This window comes from Flavobacterium sp. UBA7680 (assembly GCF_002482975.1).
In the GTDB taxonomy this organism is placed as follows: Bacteria; Bacteroidota; Bacteroidia; order Flavobacteriales; family Flavobacteriaceae; genus Flavobacterium.
Map to the genome: position 1 here is coordinate 168,341 of NZ_DLHA01000054.1, position 15,998 is coordinate 184,338.

Genomic DNA, 15,998 nt, shown 5'->3' on the forward strand with positions numbered 1-15,998 from the left:
GTTTTTTTATTATACTTCTACTCTTCGTCCTATATAAATTTTTTGCCTGTAGCCGTTTTCACCATAACTGCGTTCTACTTTTTCTACCTGAAAAGTTCCATTTTTTTCTTTGTCTTTGGCGTTTTCAAGAATAACTTTGTCTGTAGGTCGTACAAAAGGTTCTCCAAAAGTGAGGAAGTAACCTTCAAAGCCGCTTGGTTTAGATTCCATTGCTCTTAATGCCGCATATTGGTATAATTTTGAAGCCACTTTTGTAGCTTCATTTTCAAACGCTTCTGGATCTTTAGGCAGTTCATCAGTGTCACTGTGCAGTTTATGTGTTTTTATTAACTGTCCATTTGGATCACCGAGTTCAATAAAAATGGGAGTGTTTGAGTTTTTAAAATATTTTTCAACTCGAATTCGAGTGTTTTTAGTAGACTCATTAATAACTATTAATTTATCTTCTATGATGTTGTAGCGAAATTTAAAACGCGCTTTTCCTAAAAACCCTCCTGAAACTGATTCAGCAACTTTATTTAACTGAGAACTCAATAGACTAAGTCCCTGATTTATTAATTTTTTTACAAGTGTTCCGGCTAAAGGACTTTTAATAAAATTACGATCTATAAAACTACCTAATTCACTGGCGGTATGTTGTTGCGGATTATTGGTAATGGTAAGAACTGGAGCTGTTTTTTCGATTTTAAAATAAGTATAAATTCCTTTATCTTTTAACATCTCAAAAACCTGTGCCAAGCTATGACTTCGGTTAATTAGTACATTTCCTAATTCTTCATCAAGAGCATCAACTTTAATAGGTAATTTTAGTTCCTTGATTCTTTTTTCAAAGAATGTTTTAGGGTTAAAAATGTCAACATTTGTTGTTGGATTTATTGCTACAATATTAAAAGTATCATTTGGTTTTTGGACATTATCATCTTTTACAGCTTTTACTTTTTTAAAAGCATACATAATATCCTGGCAGGATATTGTAGCATTAACATCTGTTTGTACTCCTGTTATATAACCTCTAAATGCGGGTTTATAATCACCATCGTAACCCAAAAAGATTTCGATATAATTTTCAAGTTTAAAAAAATCATGAATTGTTTTTTCTTTACCATTTGCGTTTGCAAAAAGGTTCATATCAAATCCTTTCGTATCGGTATAGACTTTTTGCGGCATTACAATAGTAGCTGTATCTGTAAGAGATTTATAGGAACAGCTTATATCTACATTTTTCACGTAATTGAATTCATAAAACTTAGGAGTGGGGATAAGTTTTACTGTTTCGTAAACTTTAATTTTGGCATTGAGTTTAAGCATTGTCTCTAATTATTAGTTCTACAGTTTCATCTGATGTTGCATTTGCAGTAAATTTTTGAATATTTTTTGTTCCCGAAATTGATGGAATAGAGTAGGAGTCTATTACAATTTCGTAAATACCAAATCGATTTAAAATGGCATGTGTTACTCTTAAGGCATATGGCGCATTTAAAAATTGTTTTAAGAGAAAAAGTTTTTCTTTTGGATATTCGTCTCCTTGTTCATTAGCGATTAATCCTTCGATAGAAATATTAAAATCACCATTTGTAATGTGTTCTTTGATGGTAGAATCTCTCCCTTCAATTCCTTCTTTTTTTATAATTTTTGACCGATTAAGATTGACCGTTACGGCATCTATTCGTAAACTGGCAAGGTTGAGGTCATTCTTTACAAGTGGTTCAAAAACTAAAGGAGCAAAGACCCTTAAATTAAATTCACCTCCAGTTTTGTCTATAATAAAATCTTTCGATTCGGATTCGTTATAATTAATACCGCTATACTCAATGTCTTTGGCATCTAAAATTTCGTTTACATTAAAATTGAATTTCATAAATTATTATATTTTTAGTTTGAGAATGTTTTGGTAAAAGCTGTTACTAATGTGTTTTCCAGTCTTGTCTCGGTATGTTTTTGCAACCAAAGTGCTTCTTCCAGTAATTTATAAAACTCATCCATTGATAATTGATATGGGTCAACCTGAAAAGCATGTCTGATAATAGCTGCCGATTTTTTAAATTCATCTTTTTGAGGTGTTGAATCTATAGAGAATTCACTATCTTTTTTAACCATTGCGATTATAGAGTTTCCTGAAGAAAGCATAAATTCATCATCAAAGTCCCTTTTTTCGAGCACACATTCTTCAAATAAATAAAGGATTGCTTCATGTGGATTGTCTTTATATAATTTTTGATAATTTAAGAATGTTGAAAATGATGGTTTCTTGCAGTAAGTAATGGTTAACTGGTCATCAGAAGTAAGTTTTAGTATTGTATTATATTTTTCTTTTAATTTTTCGATTGCTGATTTGTCTAACATTTTAATTTTTTTAAAGATTTTTTGTGATGTAGAAAAAGGACTTTGTGTTTAGAAATCAAATACAACTATCTTGACTTTCTTTTTTGATGGCTTCGGTTAGGTTTTCATTATTTTGAGATACGTTTAGAGGAGTGATATTAAAATTTCCTATAATAATACTTGCGTCTTTTTGCTGGTTCCACGGATTTTTTAAATTACCTATGTCTGCTGCAGGAAATGTTTCGCCTAAATCTTTTGGTGTAAAATCCATAATTAGTTGAATGTTTAATTGTTAATATGAGTATTGAAGAAGATAAATTGAGGTTCTGACCTCCAGGAATATTCTGAAAGTAAGTTTTTAATAATGAGCTTATATTTTTGGAAACTAATAGAGATTATTATAGTATGTAAAAGTAAGATGCAAAAAGCTGAAAGAAGAAAATTTGACGACGCGTTTTCAATAGTTTCAGTAGATAGTAATTGTTAATCAGTCCTTTTTGTATTTGTTGAAAATATCGATTTGTTGATGACTAATAATTCTTTTAAATCAATTTTGGAGAATTGGTCTTTAGCTTTTTAGAAATAAAATACACCAAAGCTATAGAAGTACTTAATTCTTCAATAGACTTTGGCGTATCAGTTTAAAAAACAAAATAAAATAAAAGGTTTAAGTTTTAGAAACCTTTTTATTTATAGCTTTTTAAAAAATAATTTTAGTTTATTAGAACTGTTTGATTGTTTTTTAAAAATAATAAAGGCAATTAAAAAGTAATCATTAGTATTCCCGTAGATGTACGATAAACATCACCGGCTGTCAAACCACCAGCCAAAGCGGTAGTATTGTTTTCATAAATAGGGGTAGTTCCTATGTTTAGGATCCCAGTTAAAGAAACTTTCGTTCCTTTTGCAATAAATCTATTTCCTATATTTACAATACCGCTGGCTTCAGCATCAGTAGGAACTCCTTCTGAACCAATATAGATATTACTAATTCCTGTGGTTATATACCTTCCTGCTGATTTTCCAACTCCAATATTTCCAGCTCCAGTAGTGATCGCACCCAAAGAATAATTACCAAGTGCGGTGTTTGAACTACCAGATGTATTTAGACCTAAAGCGGTATGCCCAATAGCGGTATTAGAAAAACCCGATGTATTGTAACGTAGAGCATAAGTACCAATAGCAGCATTTTTGTCTGTACTTGTAGCATCAGACATACAATATGACCCAATAGCAGTCGATTGACCTAAGCCAGAGACCATTTTCGCTAATGAATGATCGCCGATAGCTACATTATATGGAGATGTTTGGTTTTTGGTTAAAGCGAATGCTCCTACAGCAGTATTATTAACTCCAGTTGTATTACTAAATAATGATGCAGCTCCTATTCCTGTATTATTGCCTCCTGTACTATTGTTAACTCCTGCATCAGAGCCAACCATTGTATTATTATTACCTGTTGTTAAATATTGTAAGGGGCCTTCAACGTCTCCGTCACCATTACCTATAGCAACATTATATTTTCCTGTTGTTATTGAAGCTAAACCATTTCTTCCTATTACTAAATTATTCTCATAATTAGCATTTCCTTTTCCAATCCTGATCCCATTGATCATTTTATCTGTTCCTCCTAATTCCTGCAGAGAAGTGTCATTTACTAATCCTGTAACAGTTGCAGAAGCAGAGGGTAGTGTAATATTGCCATCCGAATCAGGTAAATATCCATTTACAGAAATTTCCAGCATTCCATCTCCATTTGATATTTCAATATCACCAGACCCTAAAATCGATTCTCCGTTAATGGTTTTAAAATCAGATTTTGCGGCAATCTCTTTATCATATAAGATAATATTTCCTTCTTCATCTAAAGTCAATAAATTTTGAGCTTTATTAGGGGAGATTTTTATAACATTATATGATGCACTATTACTTACATATACTATTTCAGAATTAGTTACTGCCATATATCGAGGAGAGCTTCCGGCTGTACCAAAAAGAATCACCTCTCCTGTTGGAGAAATTTTATAAACCAAACCATTATAGTAATCATTATTGTTTACATATAAAGAGCCGTTTTCTAAAAGAACAGGATAGAAAGCTGTGTAAGGTAATGTGGTAAACAAAGTTGTAGTACCAAATTTATCTATTGAATAAATATTTTTGTCATCATAATCATTCGATATTATATATAGTGACCCATCAGGTTTAACACATCCAGTTCGGATTTCAAAATTAACAGTTGTAAAATGTGATACTTGACCTGTTGAATTTAATTTATAAATTAAATTATAAGTTTCGTAATCATAAAAGTAACTATTAGCTTCTAAATCAAAACCTAAAAGAGTGAGTTTTAAATCTCCAGTGTAGTAATCAATGGTATTTAATGTTATGGTATTTATTTTTAGTATTCTTTGCGAAGCATGTTCTCGAAGATATATATTATTACTTTTGTCAATTCCCATGTGGTAATAACTTACAGTAGAAGACCTTAAAACAGATAAAACTCCAGTATGATCAAATTTAACTAAATTATACTTGGAATTTCCATCAAGATATTCCAAGTATAAATCCCCATTATTTGGATTTACTATAATTGTACCTTGAATATAATTCCCTTCTGGAAATGAATAATAGTCTGTGATTTTTTTATCTAAATTTACTTTTTTAACAATATTTCCATAAGCAATATATGCCGTTCCGTCAATTCCTGCAGTTGGAGCTATATCATTATCAAATACAATTTCACTGTGTGTAGTAAATTCATTCTTTAACTGGGTAAATTTTAAGCCAATTTTTCCTTTAACCTTACTATCAATTTCCGTTTTACAATCGATGGTTATTTTTTCTCCAGTATCAGAAATATTAGACTCTGCTAAATTTAGGATGTTATTTGAATCAAGTTCGATTTTGGTCAAACTGTTTGGACTTCCATTTATATTTGGTATTTGAGCACTAATTTCCCCAAGCAATTCGTCAATACCAGTAATTTCAGTAGTTGGGATTTTTTCATTTTTATGTCTGAAAGAATCCCAAGTATCCCAAAATTGATTTTGTGTTGGTTTTAAACCAGTTTTAAACCAATTTTTTATCGTATTTAATGTTTGTGTAGCCATGTTCTTTAATTAATTTGTTTAAGAAGTTTTCCTTTGAATGGGGAGCGATTTAATGAGTTTTTAAAATTTTGCTTGTCAGGAATTTTAGGCATTTCTCTCATACCTGATAATAGATACTTCATAGTGGTATTTGTTTAATTTGATTACTAAAAATGTTTTGGAAATAGCTGAGGGTTTCTAGGATTGTATGTAAACAATGGTGCTATTTAAATTTTGAGGGTGTAAAAGTAGTTTAGACAGATACAAAAAATGAAAAATCTGATCTCAGTTTTTCGGTAGTTTCAGTAGAAAACAATCTAACTTTGGATACTTAGGCAACAAACTGTTGAAATTTTTAATAATTAAAAATCTAAGTTTAGACATCAAAAAAAAGCATCTAAGATTATGAAAGAATTTATCTCTTTTTTAATCTTAGATGCTTTTAAATAAACAATTTAAGGAATCTTTTATTTTCTATTATTAAAAATTAAAAGAACATAGAATTAATACAATGTCCGCCTTTTTTCCAATACCGATAGTCAATTATCCAAAGGGTGTATACAATCAGCCAGCCAATACTTGATAATGTTCCGTCACGCTGGTTTTTGCCTAATGCACTTGAAATTGTTTCACCTTTAGCTCCAAATTCATAGCCGTTTTTTTTTCTTAAAAGTAAATTCCACATCGTACGAAATTCGTAATTAGCAAAAATATCTAAGCCAATTGCGCCAGTAAAAAAATATTGATCAAGAGTTTTAAGAAAACCTTTAACTCTAGTATATTTCCATACTACTATAACTATATTTAATGTAGTTAGTGGAAGAAATAAAAGTACTGCTAGTAGGTATAAAAATACTCCCATTAATTAATAATTAAAACGTGAAGAACTGTCTTCTTCTTTGATGTAATTTCTTAGAATATCTCCTAATGATGCTGTAGAATTCACAATAATATTACCGATGTAGTCAAATGCCGGCATCATAGAATATCTTTCGAATTCGTTTATAATATTGCCTAAATCATCTTTAACCTCTTTGAATTCAGGGTTAATAATTGGCTGAAAATTTTCATCACGTTTAATAATTAACTGATTATTGTCGATATTCCATAAAGGCGTTTGTTGATTAAAATTTTGACTAATATCTACATCATCTTTTGAGTAGATTATTCGGTAATATAAATCAAAAGTACTTGTGTCAAAATTGAAATTTATTCCAGCGATTTCGATTGTGCGATTTACATCATTAAATGATGGATGATTTGAAATTTGTTGTGTGACTTTTTCCATTTTGCTTGTTTTTATTTATTTAAATTAGTTATTGCTATTTGTAATTTGTTTTAATTTTTTTATCTGATTTTCTCCATATAACAAGTATTTGTTTCAATTGAAACATTTACTTGTCTGTTGTTACCATTTACATTTGTGGCGTCGGCATAAGTGTGGGTGACTTTTTTTACAATCTGAAATGAACATTCACTAACATTTTGATTATTAGAATTATCAGCTTTTCTGGTATTGCGAAAAGTATTTTGAACTCCAATGCCATTATAATTACCGTTAACTCCAGTATTGCCGATTTTAGAATAAACTGGAAATGATTGATTTTTATAAAAAACGGAAAGATGAGTTGTGTCGCTTAATATATCATAAGAATAGATTAATAAATCTGTCCCTGAGGGATTAACGCCCCAAATGTAAGAGTCATAAGTGCCGTTTGTGATTCTTAAGAAGTATTCTACTTTAATTGAAGTTGGCATTACACTACCACCGCCACTTTCTGTCCAGTAAGTGTTAAAAATCAGGCCAATTCTGCCAGCAAAAATATTTGCGATTTCACCAATACCAATAGATCCTAATACCAAAGTATAACTGGTTGTAATTGCTGCTGGTGTATCTGAATAAGTTTTTGGCGGAAAATTTGCAATTAAAGATATTATAGATCCATCATCCTCTATAAGTTTATATTTTTTGCCATTACGTGTAGTCCATAATTTACCATTAGAATCCCTTTCAATAGCGCCTTCTTGTGTAGCTGTTGTTATTGAGCCTTTTGGAATGATTAAAGAGGTTCCTTTTATATTTCCATTCACATCTAACTTTTCAGTGGGTAAAGTTGTGCCTATTCCTACATTACCGGTTGCTTTGAATCTTGCTACTTCTGTGCTATTGTTATATCCATATTGACTATATAAAATTAGATCAGATGTATTAAAAGTTTGTTTAATTGCCCCAATTCCAGGACCATTAGAACCAGACTGATTAAATAAAAATGCACTTCTATCTGTTGTACTAGAAGCTGGATATGTTGCGTTTTGATAAACAATATCATTACCAGAATCTGAAAGTAAAGAATCTGTCTGCTTTCCTCCAGTGGTCCATTTACTGATTTTATTTGATGTTCCAGTTCCGGCAATAGGTTGATCTAGTACAGATCCATCTGCTAATAAAGCCTGCTGTGCTGTTCCTCCAGATTTAATGATTGCACTTACGGTTAATTTTCCTGCCTTTATTTCGTCTCCAGTTTTGTGTAACGTAGCTGTATCGAGATTTGTTAGTTGATTTTTTAGCGTTCTACCCATTTCAGCAGTTAATGCTTTTGTGGGGCCTCCTGTGGTAAGATCATTTATTAATATAGTACTCAATAAGATTTGAGTTTCTTCAATTGCATTTACAATTGCTTGAAAAGTACCCAGGTTTGCATTGTCAGATTTTAGTAGCGTATTGATACTGTTAATCTGATTATGTAAAATTTTACCCTGTTCGGCACTTAAAAGAGAACTAGAACCACCAGTAACTAAATCATTAACTATATCTAAATATTGACTAGCTAATTTTGTGAAATTGTTTAACGGTGCATACCCTCCAGAAATTCCTTTTTGGTTTTTGTTCTCTTTAGCTTCAAACAATGCATTATGAGCTGCTGTATCTATTTTATGATCATCAAACTTTGATTGATCAACTTTTGTTTCGAAAGTGTTTGAAAGATTGTCTATACTATTTTGAGGTATTAGTTCATCCTTGTGCCAAAAGCTTTGCCATGAAGACCAAAATTGAGATTGAGTTGGTTTTTGTCCAGTTTTAAACCAGCTTAAAATGGTATTAATGTTTGTTGCCATTATTGTATTGAAATTAGTTGTATTATTAAGATTTTTATATTTTACTGATAATCTTCTGATTTACATTTGATAAGTTATCAGATTTTTAAAAAGACATTTTTTACAGTTTAATATGCTCGAGTGATATGATTTTATTTTATCTAATTGTTTCTATAAAAAGGGCATAATTATCTGAACGTAATAGAACTCTTGAATTTAATCCTTCTGTATTTGCCTCATCTGCAAATTCTAATGTATTTATAAAAACAAAACTGAAAGAAGCTTCAGATGCACCAAATGTTCTTGAGTTGGCTGCATCCCGTAAGTAATATGATTTATCCGCAGTGGTAATAATACCATCATTTACTGTTTGTAAAGGAAAATCAACAGTTGACCATTGAGCTAAGGATGGGTTGGAGTTTTGAATATTGAACAACATAAGGTTTTGGTAATTTTTAAGACCATAATTATTTAAACCTGAGTATTCCATTATTTTAACTTGATTAACAGCACTAGATCCAGTCCAATGGTTAGCAAATAATCCATTATTAATCCGTAAAAAGACTTCTATTTTTGCTGTTTTCGGTTTAACCCCACTATTGTTGTAAATTAAACTTGTAATTCTAGTATTAGAGTTTAATCTCTGTACTGATATATTTTCAATTTTACCTATTATACTACTTGCAGATAAATATTGTATCGTTGAAGAAGTTGCTATATCTAAATTTGTCTGTATACTTGTAACTGCTTTATAGGCAAGTGTAATTAATCCATCAGATGTTGTAATTAATCTTGACCTAATTGAATTGTGGGTTTCCCATAATTGTCCGTTTGAATCACGTTCAATTGCACCATTTTGGGGTGTCGTTGTTAAAGCTCCATTCGGAATAGTCATAGCTGGAGTATTCGTTGTTCCAGCTGGAGTGGTTACAAAATCATTTATTAAAGCAATTGTACCATTTTTATTTGGTAAATTAACATTGTTATTTTGGGTAGAACTTATAAAACCTAGCTGTGTATAAAAACCATTTGAATTAAACATTCTTATGGTATTTCATCCATATTGAACTTTATACGTTCCATATCCTGCACTAACCAATTGGGCAACAAACATTTCTTCAAGCATCTGAGTTGTGTATATATAATTGCCAGTACTATTATTAACTCTTAAGCCTTGAGTAAAGTTCCAAATAGCATTAATGGTCTGAACTTTTGCTTTTATATTTTCCCACCAATTAAATAATTTTAATCTACTAACAACTTTATTATCTTCAGTAACACTTGTTGAAATCTGCGTTTCTGTATCGGTAGCAATAGTTGCAGTCAACTTACTTTCATTAAGTTTTTTACCCATTTCAGCAGTAAGAGCTTTAGTAATACCTCCAGTAGTAAGATCATTTACTAAAAAACTGCATAAAAATATTTGAAGCTCTTTAATCGCATTAGCAATTTCCTGAATAGTAGTTAGGTCAACATTATCAGACTTTAATAAAGTATTAATGCTATTTATTTGGGTTTGCAAATTTTTACCTTGTTCAGCACTTAAAACTGAAGTAGAGCCTCCAGAAACCAAATCATTTACTATATCTAAATATTGACTGGCTAATTTTGTAAAATCGTTTAGCGGAGCATATCCTCCAGAAATACCTTTTTGACTCTTGTTTTCTTTAGCGTTAAATTGAGAGTTATGTGCTGTATTATCAATATTATGCTGATCTAACTTTGATTGATCAGCTTTAGCATCCAAAGTGTTCACCAGATTGTTGATACTGCTTTGAGGTATTTTTTCATCTTTATGCCAAAAACTTTGCCACGAAGACCAAAATTGTGATTGAGTTGGTTTTTGTCCAGTTTTGAACCAACTTAGTATAGTATTAATATTTGTAGCCATGTTTAATTAGGATTTGTTGTTTAATTAAAATTGGATTTTGATAAATTCAATTTTTTGTGGAAGCAGTATTTACTGTTTTCATTACGGTTATTTTTAAGAATAAATTCTTTAGTGAATTTTTGTTTAGTGGGAAAGAATAAAAAATTATTCTTGTCGGGAATTTTAGGCAGTTTTCTAATGCCTGTTGAAAATAAAAAATCCATAACGGCTATTTTTAAATTGATTAATAATAAAAAGTCGAGGGGTATTTTTTGAGAATAAGTAGGGTGTAAACTTTTATTGTGTAAAAAGTGAACGAAAAGATGTAAGTTTTTTGGAGAAGCAAAAGTAGGAAAAGGAATATGTTTTTAAACAAAAGCGACCTGCTGTTTTCAGTAGCTTCAGTATAATGATAATTTACTGAAACTACTGAATACTTGTGTGTTATAATTGTAAAATGATAAATGATGCAACTACTTTTACATCCAGAAAAATACCTTAGCGATGAGTAAAAACGTAATACACAATTTCAATCTTTCAATAAAAAATAGTGCTGATATAAAAAGTTCAGAACATTTAGCTGAAACCGTCATAAAAGAACTGGTCAAAGTTTCAAAGGAAATGAGTGAACAAAAAGATATAGTGCAAGTATGGCAGGAGCAGAATCAGAATGTAGTCGTTGCTTCAAACAATTTTAATACCTCGACCGAAGGAGGCGCAACAGATACCCTTGTTGGGAAAATGAAAAATCCAATAGTGTCGGTCAGCACTACTCCTTCGGTTTTAGAGGGAAAGCAGAGCTCAATTGTTTCAACAGGAACTTTAGAATCTTCATTATCTACTGCTTCAACAACAGTTCCAATAGAAGGGAGAAAAATCATTAGCAATTTTACTTCAACAGGCATTACTTCTTCGATCAACGAAGTAGAAAATGATATTTTAAATAAAGGACTAACTTCTCAGATTTATTCCGGAATAATTACTCAACAGAATCTTTTAGTTCCGGAAAATTTTCAAACGAATAGTAATGAACCAGCAGAAGAATTAGTAAAAGCTGAAATCAAAAAGAAATTAGATATCGCTACTATTGCAAATGATCTTGATGCTGTAAATTATTGGACTGCGGTTTATAAGGCTTTTGATGAAGGAGCCACAGTAAAAGATTTTAATGGAAAACCAGATCATATATTATTTACTCAAATGTATGCTTCGTTAAAGCAGACAACTTCATCAGTTCAAAACTTTAATTGGGAGGTTACCCGAAAAAAGATGATTGAGGCAATCGAAGTGAATATACTCAAAGGAGAAATTTCAAGTAAGAGTAAAGATCGTTGGACAAGAATCAAAGACCAACTAGCTAATAATAAAACAAATATTGCAAACCTTTTTGAGCGATATGATGAACTATTTTTATTATTAAAAGAAGTAGAAGGACTTGATGCTTTGCCTAATACTATTACAATAACAACCAAAACTAAAATATATCCTAATTTAAGTGCAGATAAATTATATACTGCGATTGGAAAAGAAGATGTTTATGTATTCTTAAAACAAATAAGTAATGAGGAAATTTACGGTAGCGGAGTATTGTCAGGTGCAGTAAAAATTAAAAATACCAATGCAACTACATTTATTGTTGGAGAAAGTTTGGAGTTTTTCCTTGATGAAACCCTTTTAAAACAAAAGGTCAATAAAAAAGAAAATATTAATTGGGTTGTTTACAAAAACGGTAAAAAAGAAGAAACTGATTTTGTAAACGAAGGGACATCATTTACATATAATTTTGATACAGCAGGGACTTATAAAATTGAAGCATATGGAATCAGTTCCAGAGCAAATAATAAGAAAACCGCTAATGATTCAGCGTTTGTTGAACTTCGCATAATTACACAGGAAATTCAAATTAAGGCTCCCGAAAATGTGATAGGTGAATTTACAAGAACTTTTGCCGAAGAGAAATCTTTTAAAGTATCTCTAAAGCATGTTGCAGTTAAAACATTAAATCCGTTAAAACTTTATTATCAAGTCGAAACTATAACTGCCAATAAAATAAATAAAATTTCAGATGAGCAAGAATTAAACACATCGGGTCTTATTAAATTGGCAATGCCAGATTTAGGAACTTATAGTATTAAAATAGCTAGTAAAGATCAATACGGATTGGTTAAGGAATTTAAAACATCAGTAATTAAAAATGAAGTTACGAGTATTGGTCTTGCAGAAAAAACAGCGAACAATAATGTGTTTTTATTAGATATTCCTAACAATGAGATAACTTTAGAAACCAAAAGATTCAAAATAAATTCTCCTACAGATGCAGAAAAAGAAGATGTAAGATGGATGATTTATGACTCTAATAATAAACCTTATTTGTCTTCCAGAACTGAGTTGTTTGAAAATAAAAAAGATCCTAAAAAATCATACATTCATAAATGGAAGGAATTTACCATGCCACTACCTCAGGATGAAGGATTTTATACAATAGAAGCTTTTACTGATCGCCAAAAAGGACCTAAGAATGGTGCTATATTTAAAATAGAAATGAAACAACCAGAACTAACCGAAGCATATTGGGCATGGAGTGGTGGAAGCAAAAAAACAACTTCTGGTTTTTCAGGAGAAAGCAACTACATTAAAGCCAATATTCCATATTACACTAACCAAACTGTTAGAATATATTTTTATCTGGATAAAGCTAAAACAGATTACTATTTAGATGTAAAAACAAATGAAGACGGGGCAATTTTTAAAGAAATAAAATTTGATTCTGCTTTTCAAAAACTCATTGGATTTCAAAAAAGTAAAAATGACAAAATTGGATTTAAATTAATAGGAATCCAGAATAGTAAACCATATCCATTTAAGACACCAGTTAATTATGAGTCTGATACTGTCCTGTCTGTTACTACAGATAAAAAAATACTTGATGTTTATTTTACTTATGATGAAATTCGCGCAACTCCTTTAACTCCGGTACCTTATGGGGCAAAGGTAAAAGGAGTAATTAAAACTTTAAACATGGTAGGAAGTGAAGTAGTATTAAAAGTTAGAAGAAAAAATGCACAGCACTCACAGCTGAAAATGAAAACTATTGTTAAAAGTGAAGGAGAAGCTTCTATCACTTTTGTCCTAGACAAAAAATGGCGTCCAATAACTCCATTATTGGGAATTTCTGATTCATATTATCTTGCAATTGAAGGTGTTGAATCTAAACTTTACTTGGAGAATGGATTGAATGCTGTTTTAGAAAATAATAAGAAAATAGAGAATGATAGTGTAAAATTGGATGAAGATGGTTTGGTATTAATTTGGGGAGGAAAAGTAAGTGTAGCATTCAGACAAAAAGTTGTTGCAATTTGTGAAGAATTATGGGGAGAGCAACAAAAATATGCTATGGCAAATGCTTTAATGATTGCAATGTCAGTAGAAACAGGAGAAACATTTAGTAGTTCATTAATAAGATCAACAAAATATGGATATATAGGTGTTTCTAAAGAAGAACATAAAGCTAATCCAAGTTTAGTAAATAATAAGCCTATAGGTTTAGCTCAATTTACTGAGGATGCTGTTAAATCTCTTATTTTAAAAGAAAGAGGTATTTTAGAAAATGCTAAAACGGCAGATGCTATTAGTATAAAAGAGGTTAATGAGTATAAACAAAAATTAGCATTATTGTCTCCTGAAGATCAGTTAGATTATGTTAAAACGTATTTAAAACTTTTTAATAACCATAAAAAAGTTAAAAGACCAGAAGATGTTTATATGATAATTTTTGCTCCAAGTGCTACTGGTCAGGGAGATCACGTTGATCTTTATAAAAAATATTTAACTAAACAGGATGAGAAAAATGAAAAAGTAAATCCTAAATATAGTAAGAATGCAACAATGGATACTAATAATGATGGATTTAATAAAGGTAATAATGATGAAATAATTCAATCCGGAGAATTGTTAGCTAGATATAGAGAGAAAAAAGCAAAAGGAATAAGATATGCAATTGATATTAATGAAGCTAGAAAACTTAATCAGGTTTTAGCTGAAAAAATATTAAAGAGTGGAAGAGTAACTTTTGCAAAGGCACACGAATCTGGCATAAAGGATAGTGCTATGGCAATTGATAACATTACTGATACTAGTTTTGGTAAAAATGCAAAAAGAAGTAATTATGAAAATGCTCCAGGTGGTGAAATTGCAATTTTATCGGAAATATTATATATTTTATATGAATTAAGTAAAGATTATAAATTAAATATTTCAGAAATTACTGGAGCTTCACATAGTGTTAATAGTTATCATTACAAAGGAGTAGCAATTGATATCAATGAAATAGATGGAGTTCATATGGGGAAAAAAGGTAAGCCGGGATTTACTCTAGCCTTTCATGAAAACATTCGCAAAATAGTTAAAAATCATGGAGCGACAACAGTTTTAGATCCTTATAATGAACCAAAATACCATTTTAATCATATTCATATTGAAATAACTAAGTAAATACAATATATTTGAAAAAAACTATATGAAGAAAAAACTTTTATCAATTTTACTTTTGATTTTATTCTCTTGTACCAAAGAAAAAAAAGAAAGCTACAAAGTAAATAATTATGAGTATATAACTAAAACGGATAGTGTTATTACAAAGGTATTTAATAAAGACACTTTAAAGTTTTATTATCTAAAAGATCAATTAAGAACAATCACTATTAATGATTTTGTAACCCCAAAATATGATACAGTTGAAGATGATCCATTTTATTTTAGAACAATTTATTGTATTGATCAGAGTTATGAATTTAATGGAGTAATAACAGAATTAAACAATATTAAATCGTTAGGAGATTTTAAACAAAATGCAGAATATTCCTTAAGTAATAATGTTTGGACAAAAAGAGGAAGTATTGAAAATTATTTTTATGATAGTGAACTCTTGAACTTAGATATTGCCTTGACAAAAATTAATAATTACAATTACCCTAAATCAGTAGTTAATATTCCCAATGAAAAATTGTTGAATTTGGTCATTGATCAGGATAAAGAGATTGCTTTATATGACGTTAAAAGTTTAAAGAGGATTAAAAATCAATTTTATAAAAAAAGAGCATTTAAGTATTTAAGAGATATTAAGGTCATCAAAAAAGGAAATGAAAAATTAGTTCTTGCAAAAATTATCGAGACTGAAAACGATGTTGAATATTATATTAACTTAAAAGATATTGTTGGAGATGTAGTGTCAGCAGATTAATTTATTTTTATTTGTTAATGAATATATGAAAAAGCACAAAAGTCTTTTCGATTTTTGCGCTTTTTTGTTTTTTAATTGCATGTCTTTTTCTTACTTAATAAATGTATTTTCGTATAAAATAAAATGATATGAAAAAAATAATTCTGATAGTAATAATTTGCTTCCTTTCTTGCAAAAGGAAAGAAACTAAAGGAATAAAGGAGCCCAAAAAAGCACAAAAAACAGAAGTTGAAAAGGAGAATATTTTAGCGCTTACACCAAAAAAGAAAGCTCTGTTTTAAAATATAAGACAGATACACTGAATTTATACTACAACAGAAATCAGTTAAATAGGGTTGAAAAAGTTATTTTTAGCGAAAGTTTCGAAGGAGACGGAACT

The 15,998-nt window shown here is 30.1% G+C and carries 13 protein-coding genes; 3 read left to right on the plus strand and 10 right to left on the minus strand.

Going from position 1 to position 15,998, the window contains the following annotated elements:
* Nucleotides 1–9 precede the first annotated feature (9 nt).
* From B3C18_RS22665 to B3C18_RS22710, 10 genes are all read right to left on the minus strand, one after another.
* Nucleotides 10–1,308: a hypothetical protein gene (locus tag B3C18_RS22665; RefSeq protein WP_291152233.1), complete on the minus strand. Its 1,299-nt coding sequence runs from the start codon at nt 1,306–1,308 to the stop codon at nt 10–12.
* Nucleotides 1,301–1,858, minus strand: a complete 558-nt coding sequence (locus B3C18_RS22670; RefSeq protein ID WP_291152236.1) for a DUF6046 domain-containing protein — start codon at nt 1,856–1,858, stop codon at nt 1,301–1,303. The genes B3C18_RS22665 and B3C18_RS22670 overlap by 8 nt, the downstream gene beginning before the upstream one ends.
* A 14-nt stretch (nt 1,859–1,872) precedes the next feature.
* Nucleotides 1,873–2,343, minus strand: coding sequence for a hypothetical protein (locus B3C18_RS22675; protein ID WP_291152239.1), 471 nt, complete (start codon nt 2,341–2,343; stop codon nt 1,873–1,875).
* 55 nt (nt 2,344–2,398) lie between these two features.
* Nucleotides 2,399–2,593: a hypothetical protein gene (locus tag B3C18_RS22680; RefSeq protein ID WP_291152242.1), complete on the minus strand. Its 195-nt coding sequence runs from the start codon at nt 2,591–2,593 to the stop codon at nt 2,399–2,401.
* A 490-nt stretch (nt 2,594–3,083) separates the two neighbouring features.
* On the minus strand, nt 3,084–5,435 hold the full coding sequence (locus tag B3C18_RS22685) for a hypothetical protein (RefSeq protein WP_291152244.1): 2,352 nt from the start codon (nt 5,433–5,435) through the stop codon (nt 3,084–3,086).
* A 466-nt stretch (nt 5,436–5,901) separates the two neighbouring features.
* Nucleotides 5,902–6,276: a hypothetical protein gene (locus B3C18_RS22690; RefSeq protein ID WP_291152247.1), complete on the minus strand. Its 375-nt coding sequence runs from the start codon at nt 6,274–6,276 to the stop codon at nt 5,902–5,904.
* Nucleotides 6,277–6,279: 3 nt separating this feature from the next.
* Nucleotides 6,280–6,702, minus strand: a complete 423-nt coding sequence (locus B3C18_RS22695; RefSeq protein WP_291152249.1) for a hypothetical protein — start codon at nt 6,700–6,702, stop codon at nt 6,280–6,282.
* Between the two features lie 59 nt (nt 6,703–6,761).
* Complete coding sequence (locus B3C18_RS22700) at nt 6,762–8,531, minus strand: hypothetical protein (protein ID WP_291152252.1); 1,770 nt, start codon at nt 8,529–8,531, stop codon at nt 6,762–6,764.
* A gap of 136 nt (nt 8,532–8,667) precedes the next feature.
* Nucleotides 8,668–9,552 (minus strand): hypothetical protein, encoded by an 885-nt coding sequence (locus B3C18_RS22705; RefSeq protein WP_291152254.1) that lies wholly within the window; start codon nt 9,550–9,552, stop codon nt 8,668–8,670.
* A gap of 12 nt (nt 9,553–9,564) precedes the next feature.
* A complete protein-coding gene (locus B3C18_RS22710) occupies nt 9,565–10,401 on the minus strand; it encodes a hypothetical protein (protein WP_291152256.1) in 837 nt (278 codons plus the stop codon).
* A gap of 483 nt (nt 10,402–10,884) precedes the next feature.
* On the opposite strand from B3C18_RS22710, the gene B3C18_RS22715 reads away from it, so the two are divergent.
* From B3C18_RS22715 to B3C18_RS22725, 3 genes are all read left to right on the plus strand, one after another.
* Complete coding sequence (locus B3C18_RS22715; protein ID WP_291152258.1) at nt 10,885–14,871, plus strand: hypothetical protein; 3,987 nt, start codon at nt 10,885–10,887, stop codon at nt 14,869–14,871.
* Between the two features lie 25 nt (nt 14,872–14,896).
* Nucleotides 14,897–15,619 (plus strand): hypothetical protein, encoded by a 723-nt coding sequence (locus B3C18_RS22720; protein WP_291152260.1) that lies wholly within the window; start codon nt 14,897–14,899, stop codon nt 15,617–15,619.
* Nucleotides 15,620–15,747: 128 nt separating this feature from the next.
* Nucleotides 15,748–15,900 (plus strand): hypothetical protein, encoded by a 153-nt coding sequence (locus tag B3C18_RS22725; RefSeq protein WP_291152262.1) that lies wholly within the window; start codon nt 15,748–15,750, stop codon nt 15,898–15,900.
* The last annotated feature ends 98 nt before the right edge of the window (nt 15,901–15,998 follow it).

What these genes read in the sequence shown, in the direction of transcription:
- B3C18_RS22665 (WP_291152233.1), bottom strand. Translation starts at nt 1,308, where the DNA reads ATGCTTAAACTCAATGCCAAAATTAAAGTTTACGAAACAGTAAAACTT.
- B3C18_RS22670 (WP_291152236.1), bottom strand. Translation starts at nt 1,858, where the DNA reads ATGAAATTCAATTTTAATGTAAACGAAATTTTAGATGCCAAAGACATT.
- B3C18_RS22675 (WP_291152239.1), bottom strand. Translation starts at nt 2,343, where the DNA reads ATGTTAGACAAATCAGCAATCGAAAAATTAAAAGAAAAATATAATACA.
- B3C18_RS22680 (WP_291152242.1), bottom strand. Translation starts at nt 2,593, where the DNA reads ATGGATTTTACACCAAAAGATTTAGGCGAAACATTTCCTGCAGCAGAC.
- B3C18_RS22685 (WP_291152244.1), bottom strand. Translation starts at nt 5,435, where the DNA reads ATGGCTACACAAACATTAAATACGATAAAAAATTGGTTTAAAACTGGT.
- B3C18_RS22690 (WP_291152247.1), bottom strand. Translation starts at nt 6,276, where the DNA reads ATGGGAGTATTTTTATACCTACTAGCAGTACTTTTATTTCTTCCACTA.
- B3C18_RS22695 (WP_291152249.1), bottom strand. Translation starts at nt 6,702, where the DNA reads ATGGAAAAAGTCACACAACAAATTTCAAATCATCCATCATTTAATGAT.
- B3C18_RS22700 (WP_291152252.1), bottom strand. Translation starts at nt 8,531, where the DNA reads ATGGCAACAAACATTAATACCATTTTAAGCTGGTTTAAAACTGGACAA.
- B3C18_RS22705 (WP_291152254.1), bottom strand. Translation starts at nt 9,552, where the DNA reads ATGTTTAATTCAAATGGTTTTTATACACAGCTAGGTTTTATAAGTTCT.
- B3C18_RS22710 (WP_291152256.1), bottom strand. Translation starts at nt 10,401, where the DNA reads ATGGCTACAAATATTAATACTATACTAAGTTGGTTCAAAACTGGACAA.
- B3C18_RS22715 (WP_291152258.1), top strand. Translation starts at nt 10,885, where the DNA reads ATGAGTAAAAACGTAATACACAATTTCAATCTTTCAATAAAAAATAGT.
- B3C18_RS22720 (WP_291152260.1), top strand. Translation starts at nt 14,897, where the DNA reads ATGAAGAAAAAACTTTTATCAATTTTACTTTTGATTTTATTCTCTTGT.
- B3C18_RS22725 (WP_291152262.1), top strand. Translation starts at nt 15,748, where the DNA reads ATGAAAAAAATAATTCTGATAGTAATAATTTGCTTCCTTTCTTGCAAA.